General features: G+C 63.1%; 11 protein-coding genes. 1 reads left to right on the top strand and 10 read right to left on the bottom strand.

Annotated features, from left to right (window positions below):
* Positions 1-71 precede the first annotated feature (71 nt).
* The 5 genes from ACO2Q4_RS06810 to ACO2Q4_RS06790 form a co-directional block, all read right to left on the bottom strand.
* The gene (locus ACO2Q4_RS06810) at positions 72-1,820 is read right to left on the bottom strand and encodes an ABC transporter substrate-binding protein (protein ID WP_423318242.1); all 1,749 of its coding nucleotides are present in this window, start codon (positions 1,818-1,820) and stop codon (positions 72-74) included.
* A gap of 546 nt (positions 1,821-2,366) precedes the next feature.
* Positions 2,367-3,101, bottom strand: a complete 735-nt coding sequence (locus ACO2Q4_RS06805) for an ATP-binding cassette domain-containing protein (RefSeq protein ID WP_395134755.1) — start codon at positions 3,099-3,101, stop codon at positions 2,367-2,369.
* Positions 3,101-4,117 carry an ABC transporter permease gene (locus tag ACO2Q4_RS06800; RefSeq protein ID WP_311757931.1) on the bottom strand — a complete coding sequence of 339 codons (1,017 nt, stop codon included), beginning with the start codon at positions 4,115-4,117 and terminating at the stop codon, positions 3,101-3,103. The genes ACO2Q4_RS06805 and ACO2Q4_RS06800 overlap by 1 nt, the downstream gene beginning before the upstream one ends.
* Positions 4,118-4,186: 69 nt before the next feature.
* On the bottom strand, positions 4,187-5,140 hold the full coding sequence (locus tag ACO2Q4_RS06795) for a substrate-binding domain-containing protein (protein WP_311757930.1): 954 nt from the start codon (positions 5,138-5,140) through the stop codon (positions 4,187-4,189).
* 78 nt (positions 5,141-5,218) lie between these two features.
* Positions 5,219-6,739, bottom strand: a complete 1,521-nt coding sequence (locus ACO2Q4_RS06790; protein WP_311757929.1) for an aldehyde dehydrogenase family protein — start codon at positions 6,737-6,739, stop codon at positions 5,219-5,221.
* 90 nt (positions 6,740-6,829) lie between these two features.
* Here ACO2Q4_RS06790 and ACO2Q4_RS06785 point away from each other — a divergent pair, with 90 nt between their 5' ends.
* Positions 6,830-7,525 carry a GntR family transcriptional regulator gene (locus ACO2Q4_RS06785; RefSeq protein ID WP_311757928.1) on the top strand — a complete coding sequence of 232 codons (696 nt, stop codon included), beginning with the start codon at positions 6,830-6,832 and terminating at the stop codon, positions 7,523-7,525.
* A gap of 90 nt (positions 7,526-7,615) precedes the next feature.
* Here the strand turns inward: ACO2Q4_RS06785 and ACO2Q4_RS06780 are convergent, their stop codons facing one another.
* From ACO2Q4_RS06780 to ACO2Q4_RS06760, 5 genes are read right to left on the bottom strand one after another with little or no spacing between them, the layout of a single operon-like run.
* Positions 7,616-8,497, bottom strand: coding sequence for a dihydrodipicolinate synthase family protein (locus ACO2Q4_RS06780; RefSeq protein WP_423318238.1), 882 nt, complete (start codon positions 8,495-8,497; stop codon positions 7,616-7,618).
* A 25-nt stretch (positions 8,498-8,522) separates the two neighbouring features.
* Positions 8,523-10,142, bottom strand: coding sequence for an ABC transporter ATP-binding protein (locus ACO2Q4_RS06775; RefSeq protein WP_423318236.1), 1,620 nt, complete (start codon positions 10,140-10,142; stop codon positions 8,523-8,525).
* On the bottom strand, positions 10,135-11,049 hold the full coding sequence (locus tag ACO2Q4_RS06770; RefSeq protein ID WP_423318234.1) for an ABC transporter permease: 915 nt from the start codon (positions 11,047-11,049) through the stop codon (positions 10,135-10,137). Before ACO2Q4_RS06770 ends, ACO2Q4_RS06775 begins: the two co-directional genes overlap by 8 nt.
* A gap of 12 nt (positions 11,050-11,061) precedes the next feature.
* On the bottom strand, positions 11,062-11,973 hold the full coding sequence (locus ACO2Q4_RS06765) for an ABC transporter permease (protein ID WP_423318232.1): 912 nt from the start codon (positions 11,971-11,973) through the stop codon (positions 11,062-11,064).
* A gap of 57 nt (positions 11,974-12,030) precedes the next feature.
* On the bottom strand, positions 12,031-13,545 hold the full coding sequence (locus ACO2Q4_RS06760; protein WP_423318230.1) for an ABC transporter substrate-binding protein: 1,515 nt from the start codon (positions 13,543-13,545) through the stop codon (positions 12,031-12,033).
* Positions 13,546-13,658 lie beyond the last annotated feature (113 nt).

The following is a 13,658-nucleotide window of genomic DNA, read 5'->3' as shown; positions in this document are numbered from 1 at the left end:
CAAGGAAATCGCCCGCACAGATGCGCGGGCGAGAGTGGTATGGCCATCGGTCTGACCGATGGCAGGACCGATCAGCGTTCCAGCCAGAGGTTGCTCCAGTCCCCGTTCGCGCCAAGCGCATAGGGCAGGAAATTCTTCACCGCTTCGCTGTGATAGACGACCACGTTCTGCGAGATGAACGGCACCACCGGCGCATCGACCATGACCAGTTCATCAACCCCGGCCCACAGCTTGCCAGCCTCGTCCGCGCTGACGGCGTTGATGGCCTCGGCGGCTTTCGCATTCGCCGCGTCATTGTTGTAGTCGGTATAGTTGTAGGTCTGGTGGCGTCCGTCGAAGCTGAACTGCGGCTGGAAGACCGAGCGCGCCGCCCCGCCGACCCAGTCCGGCGACCAGCTGACCGGCGCGATGTCCCAAGCGCCCGTCTTGGTGGTTTCCTGGTTCGTCATGTATTTCGAATAGTAATCCGCCGCCGAGACGGGGATCAGTTCCAGCTCGATCCCGGCCTTCTTCATGCTGGCCTGAATAGTCTGCGCGATGGCGGGTTCGTCGTTGATGTTCCGGAAGGGCATCTTCAGCTTGATGCCGTTCGGGAAGCCTGCCTCGGCCAGCAGAGCCTTGGCCTTCTCGGGATCGCCCTTGTGGTCCGCGCTGGGATAGGGATCGAAGTCGTGATAGCCGACCAGGCCCGGGCCAAAGATGCCGGCCTGCGGCGCCGCGACATAGGATCCGCCCATCTGCTGGACGATTGCGGCCTTGTCGATCGCATAGTTCAGCGCCTGGCGAACCTTCAGGTCCTTCAGCGCGCCGTTGTTGTTGTCCGCGACCGTGTTGATGAAGATGAAGCTGGTCCGCCCGACCGAGATCGCGACGAGCTTGTCATCCCCCGTGGCCTGCAGCATCGGCAGCAGCGCGGGCGGGACAAGGATGTCGTAAAGCATGTCCGCATCGCCCGCCTGGATCTGCTGGATCGCAGCATCGGGCTGCAGGCCGAAGGTCAGTTCGATCTCGTCGACATAGGCTTTGCGCAGCGGGTCGCTGTCGGCATTCCATGCCGGGTTGCGCTTCAGCTTCAGCGTGCTGTCGGGGACATAATCCGCAACCGTATAGGGTCCGGAAGCCATGAAGTTCTTCCGGAAATCCGGGCTGTCGGGGATGTAGTCCAGGATTTCGACCGGGGCCGGCGCGGCCGAGGGCAGCGACAGCATATAGATGAAGTCGCCAGCCTTTTCCTTCAGGTGAAACGTGACGGTCTTGTCATCGGGCGTTTCGATGCCGGGGATGTCCGTGCCCTCGACATAGGCCTTCATCGCCTCGGCGGTCGGCGCGATCTTGGCGAAGCCGTCGCAGAATTCGTCCATGCCGACGATCAGCGAGGTGAAATAGGTCAGGAACGAGGAGCCCAGCACCGGGTTGCACATGCGCTTGATGCCGCGCTCGAAATCGGCGGCGACGATGGGGCGCGCGGTTCCGTTGATGTCCCAGGCCGCGCCATCGCGCAGCGTGAAGGTATAGGTCAATCCGTCATCGCCGGGCTGGGGCAACTCGACCGCAAGGTCGGGCTTCGGCACCACGCCTTCGGCCGGATCGGTCGAGCTGTCATAGCCGACCAGCGTCCGCTGCGTCGCACGGATGAAGTTGTTCGAGGTGACGACGCCGACGCTCGCCGCGTCGAAATGGTCGATGTCGCCCGAGCCAAGGATCTTCAACACGCCGCCGCTTTGCCCTTCCTGGGCGACGGCGGGCATGGCCACAAGGGCAAGCAGCATGGCGGTCGTGGCAAGCATGGGCGTCCGGGCAGATCGAAGCAAGCTGGACATTCAACATGTATCCCTGTTGTATTTACTTTGTCGACATAATTCCTTCGCTCGTATGGAAGTCAAGAAAAATGCGAAGCCCGGGCTTGTAAAACCGGCTTCCGACCGCCAAGCACGATCAAGGTTATGGCGGTATATCATGGATTTTGCGGGGAATTTCTGGCGGAGCGGCGACAGGGAACTTTACGTCAATGTCCCCCGCATCGATCAGCGCGGGAACCGAGACCAGCCCCCTGAAAGCCCGTGTTAACACTAGCCCAGCCCTGCGGCTGTTCTCGGTCAAGCCGCTTCATCCGGAGGGACAGGAATCTGGTCGCTGGCCCCCGGTGGCAGAATCCGTGCAGGCGGATTCCGCGGCAAAGGTGTCGCTGAATATTGGAAGTGCTCTCGCAAGAACTGTCGAGGCTTCTTGCGCATTGTCGCTGGCAACTCAGTGACGCAGCAGGACGGTTGCGCTGATGACTTTGCTCAGGCGAGAGTGATGGATTGGATGCGTGTCCCGTACCTCCCTGCGCCCGGCGGGGTCCGCCGGGCGCAGGGCCGGTAAGGTCAGGTCAGAACCACATACTCGGTCAGCTGCCCGATCGATGTTTCGGCCTTGGGAACGTCGAAGACCTTGGTGCCATGGCTCATGATCACGAAGCGGTCGCAAACCTGATAGGCATGGTAAAGGTTGTGGGTCACCAGCACGCTGGAAACATTCTCTGATTTCAGTTTCAGGATCTGGTTCAGCAACGCTTCGGTCTCGCGCACGGAAAGCGCCGACGTCGGCTCGTCAAGCAGCAGGATCCGCCGCTTGAAATAGACCGCGCGGGCAATCGCGACCGCCTGTTTCTGGCCACCCGACAGTTCACCCACCAGCATGTCGGGCGAGTCGATACCCGAGATATGGACGGCACTTTTCAGCACCTCCATCGCGATCTCGCGCATCTGGGCAAGTTTCAGCAACCCGCCCGATGCACATTGTTCCCGGCCCATGAAGATGTTGCGCGTGATCGAGAGCGAATCCACCAATGCCGTGTTCTGATAGATCGTCTCGATTCCGGCCCCTGCGGAATCCGTGCGGCAGGTGAATTCCGTCTGCTTGCCATCGACACTGAGATGACCCGCACTGGGGCGATGGATGCCCGAGATCAGATTCACCGCCGTCGACTTCCCGGCGCCGTTGTCGCCCAGCAGACCGATCACCTCGCCCTCGCCGATGTGAAAGCTCAGGTCGCGCAGCGCTGTCAGCGCGCCGAAGCGCTTCGAGATGTTGTGCAGCTCAAGAATGGGGGTGTCCATCAGCCGCGTCCCTTCCGCTCGATCAGGCTGTTGAAGGCGGCTGCCCCGACGATCAGGACCGCAATGAACATGTCGAGATAGAAGCCAGGCGCGCGCAGCAGCAGCAGCACATTGGTGATGGTGTGGATCAGCATCGCGCCAAGGAAGATGCCAAGGACGGAACCCCGCCCCCCGGTCAGCGACAGGCCACCGATCACGCAGGCGGCAATCGCCTGAAGCTCAAGCCCGGTGCCCTGCCCCGGTTGCACGCTGCCGACGCGAACCGTCGCCAGGATCCCGGCAAATGCCGCCATCCCGCCAGCAAGGGCGAAGGCGATGATCTTGACCCGCCCGACATCGATGCCGATGGCAGTCGCCGCCGCACGGTTGCCCCCGGTCGCAAAGACATGGTTGCCGAAGCGATGCCGGTGCAGCAGGACGAAGAACGCCAGGCTCAGCGCGACGAACCACAGGAAGGCGGCGTTGATGCCAAGGAAGGTGCCGCCGAACAATCCCGAGAAGATCGGGCCGGGATCGAAGCGGACCTGGACCGCGCCATTGTAAAGCAGGACCGCGCCCCGCCAGAACAGCAACCCGCCCAAAGTCACGATGAACGAGGGCAGACCGGCCTTCAAGGTGATGTAGCCGTGCAGCATTCCGATCGCGACGCCGATCAGGATGGCCAGCAAGGCGGCGACAAAGGGGTTCATTCCGCCCGCGACCTGCACCGCCATGACCACCGCCGTCAGGGTGTAGATCGAGCCGACGGAAAGGTCGAACTCGCCCGCGATCATCAGGATGCCCACCCCCAGCGCCATGCAGCCAAGGACGGGGATAGCCTTCATCAGAATGGTCAGGTTCCGCGCACTGAGATAGCGGAAATCATCGGGTGCGATCAGCGCATAGGTGATGCAGGCCAGTTGCAGCAGCAGAAATGCGACGAGGATTGCGCCTGCCGGGGCGCTGATCAATCTCGCCAGGGCGGATTGCCGGCGCAGGCGCGGCGGCGAGGACGTCTCGGGCAGCGTTGGTGACATGGTGGACATCTGGTGTGACCCTAAAGGGCGCCCCTCGACCCACGGTGAGGGGCGCGATAGACAGCAGGCTCAGCGATAGGTGCCGATCATTGGCTTCACCGCGCTGATCCGCTCCTTGTCCAGGAATGCCCCCTGCCCGGTATCGACATCGGTCGGGGTCAGCCCGTATTTCTTCGCCATCGCGATCTGGGCAATGGGATAGTAACCCTGCAGATAGGGCTGCTGGTCCATGGTCGCGAACATGGCGCCAGAGGAAACCGCATCCGCGATCTCGACCGCCAGATCGAAACCTCCGAAGGGCACTTGCAGACCCGCATCCGCGATTGCGCCCGCGCCGACTGTCGAGGTGACCGAGCCGGTTCCGAACACTGCCTTCACGTCCTTGTTGGCAATCAGGAACTGCGCCATGATGTTGCGCGCCTCGGCAAGGTCCAACCCGGCACGCACCGTTTCGACCTTGATGCCCTTTTCAGACATGGCCTTCTCGATCCCGCCGCCGCGCGCGACCGCAAAGCTCGCCTCGGGAATTTCGCGGGGATTGAAGACGACATCGCCTTCCTTCAGGCCGAACTTGTCGATCATGCGGGTTCCCAACTCGTAACCCGATGCGAATTCGTTCATCCCGACATAGGCCTGGCGGCAGTTGCCCTTGGCCCCCTCAAGATCGTCATTGTTGAACCCGATGACGATGATCCCCTCTTTCACCGCGTCGCAGATCGACTTGTCGAACGCGTCGGAGCTGGAGATGGACACCGCGATCCCGTCAACACCGGCAGCAACAGCGGATTCGATCAGGTCATTCTGCCGAACCGGGTCGTTATTGGCATATTGAACGTCCAGATCGACGCCGAACTGCGCGGCGGCGTCTTGTGCGCCCTTGACCACCGGGTTGAAGAACTGGACGCTTGGGTCCAGGTAGATGATCATCGTGGCAGAGATGTCATCCTTGGCTTGCGCCGCTGTCGTCATGAGCAATGCGCCAAGCGCACCGATCATCGCCGTTCCGAGCCTTCCCTTTTTCATTTCCGATCCCTCCCATTGGATCTTCCCGAAAACCGGGCCGTGCGGCTCCTCTCCGACGGCCCGGACCAGTTCCCATGCCTATCCCTCGAACCAGCGTTGCGGTTTGCCCAGGGTGACGTGGATTCCCTTGATCTGCGAATATTCGTCGAAGCCATAGCGGCCCAGCTCGCGGCCCAGGCCGCTTTTCTTGTAGCCGCCCACCGGCAGTTCCGGCGTGCCGTCGATGACGCTGTTGACCCAGCAGCGCCCTGCCCGGACGCGGCGGATGGTCTGCATCGCGCTTTCCAGATTGCTGGACCAGACCGTCGCGGACAGGCCGAATTCGGAATCGTTGGCCAGCGCCACGGCCTCGTCTGCATTGCGGAAGGTCAGCGTGGACAGGACCGGGCCAAAGATCTCTTCGCGCGCGATCGACATCTCGGGGCGAACGCCGCTGAAGACGGTCGGCTGGAAATAGTGCCCCTTGTCGGATTCCGATGCGCCGCCGGTCAGCAGCTCGGCTCCATCGGCCTCACCGGCGCGGACATAGGTCTCGACCTTTTCCAGATGGGCGGGCGAGATCATCGGCCCAAAGCGGGTGCGTTCGTTCAGGGGATCGCCAAAGGGCAGCTTGCGCGAGATATCCAGAACACGCTCCAGCAGGGCGTCTCGCACGTCCTCGTGCACGATCAGGCGGCTGCCCGAAATGCAGCACTGACCGGCATTGTGGAAGACGCCATAGGCCACTCCGTCGGCCGCTGCCTCAAGATCCGCATCGCTGAAGACGATCTGCGGGCCCTTGCCGCCCAGTTCCAGTCCGACGCGCTTGACCTGCCGCGCCGCCAGTTCCGCAAGCCGCGTCCCCACGCGCAGCGAACCCGTGAAGGCGACCATGTCGGTGCGCGGATCTTCCGCCAGAGGCTGCCCGGCAGCATCGCCATACCCCGTGACGACGTTGAACACACCGTCTGGAACACCGGCATCGCGTGCGATCTCGGCCATCATGATCGACGTGCCAGAGGTCAGCTCGGACGGTTTCAGCACCACGGTGCAACCCGCGCCAATCGCCCACGGAACCCGCTCGGACGCGATGATGAAGGGGAAGTTCCAGGGAGTAATGATGCCGACCACGCCGACCGGTTCCCGCAGCACCAGCCCAAGCCGGTTGTCCCCGATATCGTTGTGGCTGTCGCCGTGCATCCCGCGCGCCTGCCCCGCAGCATAGGCCCACAGGTCGGCGCAATAGGCGATCTCTCCCCGCGCCTGCGCAATGGGCTTGCCGACTTCAAGGCTTTCAACCAGCGCAAGTTCGTCGACGCGGGCCAGGATGCCGTCGGCGACGCGGAACATGATGCGCGACCGTTCGGCGCTGGACATGCGCGGCCAGGGTCCGTGATCAAAAGCGCGCCGTGCCGCGCCGATGGCAAGGTCAAGGTCTTCGGCCCCAGCCTCGGGCCAGCTGCCCACCTGCGCGCCGGCATGGCCCGGGCTCAGGCGATGGATATGTCGGCCCGACATCGCCTCGACCGAGCGGCCGTCTATCACCATCCGATAGGAGGGCCTTTGTGCAAGGCGGCTGTCGCCAAGATCTGGGCTCAGGAAATTTGCGGCATGAGGCATGCTGTCGGACCATGAAAAGGAAAATTGCTTCTTCTGTATGGTAGCGTATGGTAGCGTATGGAACCTGTCAATCGTGCAAGAGTGGTCACTGTGAACGTCGATAGCCCCCTGCTTTCCAAGGAACCGGAACCGGCCCTTTCGGCGGCCCTTCATGTCGAACGCGAGCTGCGCGAGGCCATCATCTCGCTTGACCTGCAGCCCGGCTCCCGCCTGTCCGAGCAGGAGATCGCAGACCGTCTGAACGTCTCGCGCCAACCGGTGCGCGAGGCGCTGATCGCGCTGGGACGAGCACATCTGGTCGAGGCAAGGGCAAAGCGCGGGACAATCGTCGTGAAGATCTCGGCCCGCAAGATGACCGAGGCGCGTTTCGTGCGCGAGGCGATCGAGACCGCCGTGGTGCGCCGCGCCTGCGAAAGCTTCGACCCCTGGATGCGCAGCACCATAGACGAGAGCCTGGTCCTGCAGCGTGCGGCCTGCGCCTCGGGCGATTACACCGCCTTTCGCAAGCAGGACGAGCAGTTCCATCTGGCCATCGCCAACGGCGCGGGATGCGGGCTGGCGTGGAGCGTGATCGCCGATCTAAAGGCCCATATCGACCGGGTCTGCAACCTGCAGCTGCGGAAGGCCGATTCAATGCCCGGCTTGATCGCCCAGCATGAACGTATCGTCGCCGCGATCGATCAACGCGACCCCGAGGCCGCCGCCGCCGCGATGAGCCTGCACCTGAACGGTATCCTCATCGACCTTCCAAAGATCGCAGCCAGCCACCCCGACCTGTTCGAATAGCGCCGCTTTTTCGGCATCCCGCACGCAACGCGTGTGCTGATTGATCGGGGAATGGCGCCGCGCAATTCATCGACGGGACCTTAAGCCCCCTTACAGCAGCGTATATTTTCTGAGGATGTCTGCGATCTGCGTATCCTGCCTGGGGTCGGGCAACAATGCGGGCTGCCGGCTGGCGCCGACGGAATTGTCCATCAGGAACAACGCGCGCTTGACCAGCGCCGGCGGGTAGCCAAGGCCGTAAAGGTCCTTGCGGAAATCGCCGAAGATCTGCTGCTGGCGCGCGGCCTCGGCCGCGTCGCCCGCGTTGAAGGCGCGCACGATCTTCGCCAGCACCTCTGGCATGACGTTGCCAAGACCCGAGATGCAGCCCGCCGCACCGTTCTGCAATGACCAGTGGACCAGGTGATCGGGGCCGGAATAGACCGCAAACCCCTCGGTCCCGCGACCCACGGCAAGATAGGCCTCAAGCGTCTCCTGCGCGCCACCCGAATCCTTGATCCCGGCGATGTTGCCATGCGCGGCAAGCTGGCGGGCGGTTTCCGGCTCGATATGGTTCTGGGTCCGCGCGGGAATGTCATAAAGATAGACAGGCGTGCTGACCGCATCCGCCACGGCGGTAAAGTGGCGCACCATCCCGTCCTGGGTGCAGGCGATGAAGAAGGGTGTGATCACGGCAATACCATCGACGCCGATGCGGTCGAATTCGCGCGCAAGCTTCACGGTCTCGAACGTCGCCGGCATCCCCGCGTTGACGATCACCCGTGCCCGGCCCGCGACCTCGTCCACCACCGCCTCGGTCAGCGCTACCTTTTCGTCAAAGGTCAGGGCCGTGAAGTCGCCGTTCGTGCCCGCGCACATGATGTTGTTGCCGGCCTGAACCTGCCGGCGAACCTGCGCGCGGGTGGCGTCATAGTTGATGGTCTCGTCATCGTTGAAGCAGGTGACAAGGGCGACAAAGGCTTCTTTGGTCATTGATAGGCTCCGGTTCGGAATTCGGTCAGGACGCACGGGCAAGGCGGGCATCGCGGCGGGCCGCCTGCACGGCAGGATCGGGATCCAGCCCAGCAGCCAGCAGGCCTTGCGTATAGGGCTGTCGCGGATTTTCGAAGATCTGGCGCACGGTCCCCATCTCGACCACCCGTCCCTTCTGCATGACCATGACATGATCGGCAAAGTCGCGGACCACGGGCAGATCGTGGGCGATGAAGATGAAGGCGATGCCCATCTCTCGGCGCAGCTTGTCCAGCAGGTCGATCACCTGCGCCTGCACCGAAACGTCCAGCGCCGAGACCGCCTCGTCGCAGACGATCAGCTTCGGCTCCAGCGCAAGGGCGCGGGCAATCGCGATGCGCTGCCTTTGCCCGCCCGAGAATTGGTGTGGATAGCGCCCGGCCATTTCGGGCTTCAAACCGACCTGGACAAGCAACTCGGCCACGCGGGCCTTCCATTTCGCACGCGGCAGAATGTCGGGATGGACGATCCACGCTTCCGAGATCAGCTGATAGACCGTCATACGCGGATTCAGCGACTGGGTCGGGTCCTGAAACACCATCTGCAGGTCGCGGCGCAGGGCAAACAGTTCTTTCGGTGGCATGGAAAGCAGGTCACGGCCCTTCCACAGAGCCTGCCCGCCATCCGCCTCGTCCAGCCGCAGCAGGATACGGGCCAGCGTCGACTTGCCCGATCCGGATTCGCCCACGACCGCCATCGTCTCGCCCTGCATCAGGTCAAAGCTGACCCCGTCCAGCGCCTTGAAGGCGCCATAGGTCTTGCGCATGTTCCGGACACTCAGCACCGGCTCGGCCGGCGGCATCGGCGCGTGCATCGCGCCCTTGCCGGGTGCGGCACCGATCAGCTTGCGGGTATAGGGATGGCGGGGATTGGCATAGACCTCGGCAGCGGTCCCGGACTCGACGACCACGCCCGCGTTCATCACCACGACACGATCCGCGATCTCGGCCACGACGCCAAGGTCATGGGTGATGATCAGCACGCCCATCCCGGTTTCCCGCTGCAGCTCCTGCAGAAGCGCCAGGACTTCGGCCTGAACCGTCACGTCCAGCGCGGTCGTCGGTTCATCCGCGATCAGGACATCGGGCTTCATCGCCAGCGCCATAGCAATCATCAGACGCTGGCGCTGCCCGCCCGAAAACTGGTGAGGATACTTGGCCAATGCCGCCTGCGGTTCCGGCAGGCCGACACGCGTGACCAGACGCAGGGCCTCGGCCTGGGCTTGGTCGCGGGGAATGCCATGCGTCGTCATGGTTTCGACGATCTGCCAGCCCACGGTATAAACCGGGTTCAGGTGACTCAGCGGGTCCTGAAAGATCATGGCGATGCGCCGGCCATTGATCTCTCGCCGTGCCCCGTCCGTCATCGTAAGCAGGTCCTTGCCGTCGAAGCGGATCTGCCCGCCGGTGATCCGGCCCGGCGGCATGTCGATCAGATTCATGATCGCCGAGGCCGAGACGGATTTTCCCGATCCGCTTTCGCCAAGGATCGCCAGCGTCTCGCCCCGGTCCAGATGAAAGCTGACATCCTGCACCGCCTTCACGGCACCGATGGCGGTGTGGAACTCGACCGAAAGGTTGCTGACCTCAAGCAGGTGTTCAGTCATGGGTCGCCCCCTTCATTTCCAGGCGCCAGCGCTGCGTGGGGTCCAGCGCGATGCGCAGCCAGTTTGACAGCAGGTTCAACGACAGCGTGGTCAGGATGATCGCCAGCCCCGGCCAGAAGGACAGCCACCAGGCGTTGGTCAGGTATTGCTTGCCCTGCGCGATCATCAGGCCCCAGGTGATCTCGGGTGGCTGGATGCCGATGCCAAGAAACGACAGCGAGCTTTCCGCCAGCATGACGAAGGCGAAATCCAGCGTCGCGATCGTGACCAGCGTCGGCAGGACAACGGGCAGAATGTGGCGAAACAGGATCCGGCGCGACGATGTCCCCATGACGCGGGCCGCCTGCACGAACATCCGCTCGCGGATCTCAAGCACCTCGGCACGGGTGGTGCGCAGATAGACGGGGATGCGCGTGATCGCCAGCACGATGATCAGGTTCGGCACCGAAGGGCCGAAGATGTAAAGCACGACGACCGCGATCAGCAGCGAGGGGAAGGACATGATGATATTAGCCAACTGGATCAGCACCTCGCCCAGGCGCTTGCTGCCGAAGCCCGCGACCAGTCCCAGCGTCGTTCCGATGACCGCCGAGCCAAGGACGCCGCCCGCCGCGACCATCATGGTATTCTGCGCGGCGACCACGATGCGCGCCAGCAGCGGCCGCCCCAGCGCGTCCGCGCCCATGATCCAGACCCAGCCCCGGCTGAGGTCGAACGGGGGCGCGTTGCGGCCGCGCAGGTTCTGCTTGGTCGCAAGCTCTCCCATCAGCATCGGACCGAAAAGGGCCATCAGTAGAACGACCACCAGAAAGATCGCCGCGCATAATGCAAACTTGTCCGCCCACAGCATCCGCGCGAAGCGCCGCAGCGCGCCCGGCTCGTCCATGGGCATGCTCATATCGGTCATAAAGGGGATCCTTCAGTGCCGGATGCGGGGATCGAGCATCGCATAAGCGACATCAATCAGCAGGTTCATAAGGAAGATTGCCAGCGCGGTGACCATGATCGCCGCAAGGATCACGTTGAAATCGCGCTGCAGGATCGAGTCGATCATCAGCTTTCCCACGCCCGGAAAGCCGAAGATGGTCTCGACGATCACCGCGCCGTTCAGCAGCGCCGCCGCCTGGTCGCCGATCACAGTGATGACCGGCAGCATCGCATTGCGCAGCGCGTGAAGGAAAATGATCGGACGGGCGCGCACGCCCTTGGCACGGGCCGTCTTCACATAGGCCGAGGACAGCGCCGAGATCATCGAGCCACGCACGACCTGCACGATCAGACCAAAGGGGCGGATGAACAGGACCGCGATCGGCAGCACCCAGTTCCCAAGGCTTCCGGTGCCCGATGTCGGCAGCCAGCCAAGGCTGACCGAAAAGATCACGATGCCGACGATCGCGATCCAGAAATCAGGTGCTGCCGCGCCGACCAGCGACAGGATCGAGGCGATCCGGTCAAACAGCCCGCCGCGATAGGCGGCCAGCGCGCCGATCACGATGGCCAGCCCCGTCACGATCGACATCGTGACCAAAGCCAGTTGCAGGGTCCAGGCAAAGGCCTCGGTCACGACCTGGATGGCGGGCCGCGCCTTGCGCAGCGATTCACCGAAATCCATTTGCATCAGGTCGCCCAGGTAACGCCAGAATTGCAGGAGCACCGGGTCGTTCAGCCCGTGCATCTCGCGGAACTGGTTGCGCATCTCCTCGGTCGCATCGATCGGCAGGAACAGGACAGCCGGATCGCCGGTCATGCGCGACAGGAAGAATACCAGCACCACAAGCCCGACCAACGAGATCAGGCTGGCGACCGCGCGCTTGCGAAGAAATTTCAGCATGGGAAACCCCTGGGCTTGCCCGACCGGACGCCACGCGGCCGGTCGGGCGACACAGGCTTACTTGAAGCCGATCTGCGACAGTTGCAGTTGCGAGTTGGTCGAGATGGTGGGTTTGAAGTCCAGCCGCTCGGACACGCGGCTATAGCCGACCATGTGGAACAGCGGGGCATCGGCCACCACGTCGTCATGCAGATAGGCGACCAGATCCGACCACAGCTTCGCCCGTTCGTCGCCAGTCGCGGCCGAGGCGGCCGCGATCATCTCATCGACCTTGGGATCGTTGGTGCCCGACTGACGGCCTTCGCTGTCATACTTGAAGAACATCGTGAAGACCGGGTCGCCCTTGTTGTTGTCGTGCATGGCGGCCAGCATGTAGGCACCCTGATCGGTCGGGAACGGCTTCGAGTAGAAGCTTTCGTGCTCCGCGACCTCGTGGAATTCCAGCTTCACGTTGAAGCCTGCCTCGGTCAGCATCTGCTGGATCGCTTCCATCACCTCGGTCACGTTCGGGAAGTTGGCCGTGCGGGCGATCAGCTTGATCTGGGTGTCGACCGGGACGCCATCCGCCTTCGCCTCGGCCAGAAGCTTCTTGGCCCCTTCCAGATCGAAGGGATAGGGCTTCACGTCCGGGTTCGCGCCAGCGGTGGTCGGCGGGAACAGCGCAACCGCCAGTTCGGTCCCCTCCGGCAGTAGCGTGCCCACAAATGCGCTGCGGTCGATGGCCATGTTCAGCGCGCGGCGCACCCGCACGTCGTTCATCGGCGCGACCGAGTGGTCAAGTCGGATATAGACCGTCTCGGAATCCAGATAGGCGAAATCCGTTGCCGGGTTCGTCGCATCGACCTGGCTGATCGAGGGGGCGATATCCGCCTCTCCGGTCTGGACCATAGCGGCGCGCACGGCGGGATCGGTGCGGAACACATAGGTAGCCGAGGTCACCTTGGGCTGTTCGCCCCAGTAATCGTCACGGCGCGTCAGCACGATCTGCTGGCCCGGCGTCCAGTTCGTCACGGCATAGGGGCCGGTTCCGACCGGTTGACGGGTAAATTCGATCGGCGTTTCTTCTGGCACGATCGTCACCAGCGACAGAAGCAGCGGCAGGATCGGCTGGACAGGGTCGGCGCTGAAATCGATGGTATGATCGTCGACGACATTCGCCTTGACGGTCATGCCACCGAAATAGCGCGGCGACTCGCAGCTAATCTTTTCGCTCATCGCGCGGTCGAACGAGTGCTTCACGTCCTTGGCGTCGAAGGTCGTCCCATCCGAGAACTTCACTCCCTGCCGCAGTTTGAAGCGCCAGGAACCGTCCGCCTGCTGTTCCCAGCTTTCCGCCAGGCGCGGCACCAGCCCCTTGCCATTGCGTGGGTCGTATTCGGTCAGTGTCTCGTTGACGTTCTCCAGGATCACACGCCCGATGTTCGAACGGGTCGCCATGCAGGGCTCAAGCAGGTCAAGCTCTTCGCTCAGGACGATCTTGATGTCGGAATCCGCGGCCATCGCGGGTGCGGCCCACGCGCTTGTGGCCGCCGCCAGAACCATCGCGCCAAAAGTCAGTGTCTTCGTCACCATCCGAACCTCCCCACAGGTGATGAATATCGGAACGGCCCGTCCATGCGGGCCGCCTCATTCTGTCGCGGGAAAGGATTTTCGTCCTGCGGCTTCCTCTTGCCACGCCAGTCGCG

Source organism: Paracoccus sp. KR1-242 (genome assembly GCF_049446195.1).
Classification (GTDB): domain Bacteria; phylum Pseudomonadota; class Alphaproteobacteria; order Rhodobacterales; family Rhodobacteraceae; genus Paracoccus; species Paracoccus broussonetiae.
This window is presented reverse-complemented; position numbering and strand designations above follow the sequence as displayed.

Excerpts from the sequence above, each read along its gene's own strand:
- ACO2Q4_RS06810 (WP_423318242.1), bottom strand. The coding sequence starts at position 1,820 with ATGTCCAGCTTGCTTCGATCTGCCCGGACGCCCATGCTTGCCACGACC.
- ACO2Q4_RS06805 (WP_395134755.1), bottom strand. The coding sequence starts at position 3,101 with ATGGACACCCCCATTCTTGAGCTGCACAACATCTCGAAGCGCTTCGGC.
- ACO2Q4_RS06800 (WP_311757931.1), bottom strand. The coding sequence starts at position 4,117 with ATGTCACCAACGCTGCCCGAGACGTCCTCGCCGCCGCGCCTGCGCCGG.
- ACO2Q4_RS06795 (WP_311757930.1), bottom strand. The coding sequence starts at position 5,140 with ATGAAAAAGGGAAGGCTCGGAACGGCGATGATCGGTGCGCTTGGCGCA.
- ACO2Q4_RS06790 (WP_311757929.1), bottom strand. The coding sequence starts at position 6,739 with ATGCCTCATGCCGCAAATTTCCTGAGCCCAGATCTTGGCGACAGCCGC.
- ACO2Q4_RS06780 (WP_423318238.1), bottom strand. The coding sequence starts at position 8,497 with ATGACCAAAGAAGCCTTTGTCGCCCTTGTCACCTGCTTCAACGATGAC.
- ACO2Q4_RS06775 (WP_423318236.1), bottom strand. The coding sequence starts at position 10,142 with ATGACTGAACACCTGCTTGAGGTCAGCAACCTTTCGGTCGAGTTCCAC.
- ACO2Q4_RS06770 (WP_423318234.1), bottom strand. The coding sequence starts at position 11,049 with ATGACCGATATGAGCATGCCCATGGACGAGCCGGGCGCGCTGCGGCGC.
- ACO2Q4_RS06765 (WP_423318232.1), bottom strand. The coding sequence starts at position 11,973 with ATGCTGAAATTTCTTCGCAAGCGCGCGGTCGCCAGCCTGATCTCGTTG.
- ACO2Q4_RS06760 (WP_423318230.1), bottom strand. The coding sequence starts at position 13,545 with ATGGTGACGAAGACACTGACTTTTGGCGCGATGGTTCTGGCGGCGGCC.